A 2,650-nucleotide genomic window follows, 5' to 3' on the forward strand; every position below is an offset into this window, starting at 1 on the left:
TAGCGTAGACACTGTTGGCGAATTCGTAAAACATCTATTCTGGGCTAGTCAATTCAGCAATGAAATGATTGAGTGCTTTAAGTGCCGCTTTGTATCCAGTGCCCTGCTTACCTAACTTGAGAGAGAGCAAAACGCGATCGCGTAAAATCTCAAGGTCTTCCTCTTTGGCGTAGAGCTGGCGAAGCTGTCACCAAGTGCAATCCTTACGGTTTAGTTTAGCAAAGCAGTAAAGTTTGGTTTGAATCAGGAAAAATACGAGTAGTAAATAATACTAATATTGTTGCGACTAGCTTTGAGTTCCAGAATCAAAAGATGCCTTATATGGAAAACCACAGTAAGGACAAAAACGAAATTTTAAAGAGGTAATCGGTTCGTTACACTGAGTGCAACTATTACGTAACGCCGTTCCGCACAAGAAACAAAACTGCGATCGCCTATGGCGGGCGCTTTGCGCCATCGCGGCGATAACCAAATTTCTTCAAGAGTTGTTCCAGGCTGCCAGCAGTGAGGACAAAATTTGAGGACATCAGTTGCAGACATGGGTATACCCCGGATAACCGCATCAAAGTACTCAGATGGAACCTGCAATGCGATGGCGTACCCGCCCTTTCCGGTGGCGATCGCAGCTAACGCTCTCGTCATCTGACAAAGCATCGCCTGAAACTCTTATGATTTCGTTAACTTCAGTAGACCGAAAACTTTTGCGATGCCAACTCTTGGAGAGGCAACGCTTTCGGCGGGCGTAGCCATCGCTTGGAGGATTTAGGTTTCAAAACCCTTCATTTAGATGAAGGGTTAGATGAGAGTAAAATTCCCAAAATGCTCTAGTACCTGCCTTTGTTCCTTGTGGCGGTGCTGTTTCTAAAAAATCAGCAAGTTCTACGTAAATCTGATCACGGCATTTGCCGGGAGACCCGTCGCACAATTGGGCTGCAATAGCAGAAATTAAAAACAGCTTTTCGTGCTTGGTCATGCGCTCAAAGGTACTACCGTACTTTTCTTGCAGAGATTCCAACAAGGAGCCGTCGTTTATGGTGTAACTAGTAAAATGTCCTATTGGCTTACTCATTGTTACAATTTCCTTAATATTCAATACTAGATTTAACCGATCGCTCCACCGGACGGTATCGGTCGCCTTTTCAATTAGCCTCCCTCCTCCTCATCTGCCAAGTCGTTTACTTTTGAGCCGATGACGATGGTCACGCCGTCATCTCCAGATATGAAATCAACGATGGCTTCGCCAACGCTAAAAGCGAACGCAAATTCATCAGATTAATTTTGTCTTTACCGTTCTAATGGTAGTATAACGTAAAGACATAACCTGTCAAGAATTCTGTAGATACAAAATAATTCTGTAAAGATAGAATGGAGCTACGTTTAAATGAAAACCAAGAATGGCCAGACACAAGACGTTAGCGGACGACGCAAAACTAGTCAATATAAGAATGAGTCAACGGGACTGGGAGAACATGGACAAGATAGCCCAGGCGAGAGGAATAAGCAGATCGGAAATGCTTCGACTGATAGCACAGGAGAAGATACCACTTGGTCAAATAGACAAAGAAACCCTAATCCTGGGAAAATCCTTGAGCATCTCGAATTAATAGAAAGAATTTTTCTTTCATACGTGCATGGACATCAGCATCGTCTTGAGACGCGTCTAGACGAGAGCAAGAGTATAGAGACTACTTTCAAGGAAGAGGTGCAAGCGCTTAAACAGGAAATTTATGATTTAACATCTGACACTAACGAGGAGAATCAAGAATAAAACCGTCCTGCCTGTAGAGGTGAGGGCGGTTTTGTTTTGCGATCGCGGCGCAGCTTCCTTGAGGGGAATTGCGATCGCAGTTGTGGGGAGTGGAGGGGAGAAGTGCGATCGCAGTTGTGGGGAGTGGGGGAGAAGTGCGATCGCAGTTTGTACTGAAACATAACATCTATTGTATTGGCTTCACCACCTTATCCGCCGCGACTGCGGTTTGTCACAACTCTGGGTAAATTCGGTCTACTTCGTCCCATGCATAATTTGCAAGATTCTCAAGTGCCATAGCTAAGTACAAAGGGTGATCGTACTCACCGTGCTGCAAGCGCTCGAAGAAAATTTCGATTTGGAGGAATAGCAGGTTGGGGTTCATAAAGTTGCGATCGCGCTCTTTACGTCGTCGTCAGTTACCTCGATATTTATTCACAAAGCTGTTAGCTATTAGCTATTAGCTATTAACCCGGTACATGCCTCGCTCTTAGTGGGCGAAAAATTAATCTTGGGGAGGTTAATACCCCGCTGTTAGCTGTTAGCGGTTAGCTGTTAGCTAATGGCTAATAGCTAATAGCTAATACCCCGCTCATAGTGGGCGGCTTGTTTAAAACTAATCGCAAGCTCGCTAACCGCTAATCGCTTTTATTTCATTTAAAAATCTCGTTTTATGGCAGAGCCAACACTCGCCCAAGTATTTGGAGCAAACGCAACTCAAACCGCAACCACAATCACAATTACCAAAGCCGATTTACCACGGCTAACACCCTCATCTACTAATACGGCTGAAAGTTTATTGACTGCGATTTTGCTAAAAGCTCAAGACGGCTTACCACAATCCACTTTTGATACGAATTTAGATCAGAGTATCTACATTGCTTTGGGTTTTCCAGGCTTTGC

General features: G+C 44.3%; 6 protein-coding genes. 2 read left to right on the top strand and 4 right to left on the bottom strand.

Translation table 11 applies throughout. From position 1 onward, the window contains the following. Positions 1 to 286 precede the first annotated feature (286 nt). The 3 genes from LC574_RS39485 to LC574_RS34880 all read right to left on the bottom strand — a co-directional run bounded on the left by LC574_RS39485 (position 287) and on the right by LC574_RS34880 (position 1,069). Entirely contained in the window at positions 287 to 415 is a 129-nt protein-coding gene (locus LC574_RS39485) for a zinc ribbon domain-containing protein (protein ID WP_368736770.1), read from the bottom strand. Then, on the bottom strand, positions 355 to 642 hold the full coding sequence (locus LC574_RS34875; protein WP_229458192.1) for a hypothetical protein: 288 nt from the start codon (positions 640 to 642) through the stop codon (positions 355 to 357). The genes LC574_RS39485 and LC574_RS34875 overlap by 61 nt, the downstream gene beginning before the upstream one ends. Before the next feature lie 127 nt (positions 643 to 769). Next, on the bottom strand, positions 770 to 1,069 hold the full coding sequence (locus LC574_RS34880; RefSeq protein WP_229458193.1) for a hypothetical protein: 300 nt from the start codon (positions 1,067 to 1,069) through the stop codon (positions 770 to 772). Positions 1,070 to 1,469: 400 nt separating this feature from the next. Between LC574_RS34880 and LC574_RS39490 the strand changes: the two genes are divergently transcribed. Next, positions 1,470 to 1,604 (top strand): hypothetical protein, encoded by a 135-nt coding sequence (locus tag LC574_RS39490; protein ID WP_368736771.1) that lies wholly within the window; start codon positions 1,470 to 1,472, stop codon positions 1,602 to 1,604. Positions 1,605 to 1,758: 154 nt separating this feature from the next. Here the strand turns inward: LC574_RS39490 and LC574_RS34890 are convergent, their stop codons facing one another. Then, entirely contained in the window at positions 1,759 to 1,929 is a 171-nt protein-coding gene (locus LC574_RS34890; protein ID WP_229458195.1) for a hypothetical protein, read from the bottom strand. A gap of 491 nt (positions 1,930 to 2,420) precedes the next feature. Between LC574_RS34890 and LC574_RS34895 the strand changes: the two genes are divergently transcribed. Beyond that, positions 2,421 to 2,650: hypothetical protein (locus LC574_RS34895; protein WP_229458197.1), on the top strand; the 230-nt coding region annotated here is incomplete at its 3' end.

It is taken from the genome of Nostoc sp. CHAB 5715 (genome assembly GCF_020829685.1).
In the GTDB taxonomy this organism is placed as follows: Bacteria; Cyanobacteriota; Cyanobacteriia; order Cyanobacteriales; family Nostocaceae; genus Nostoc.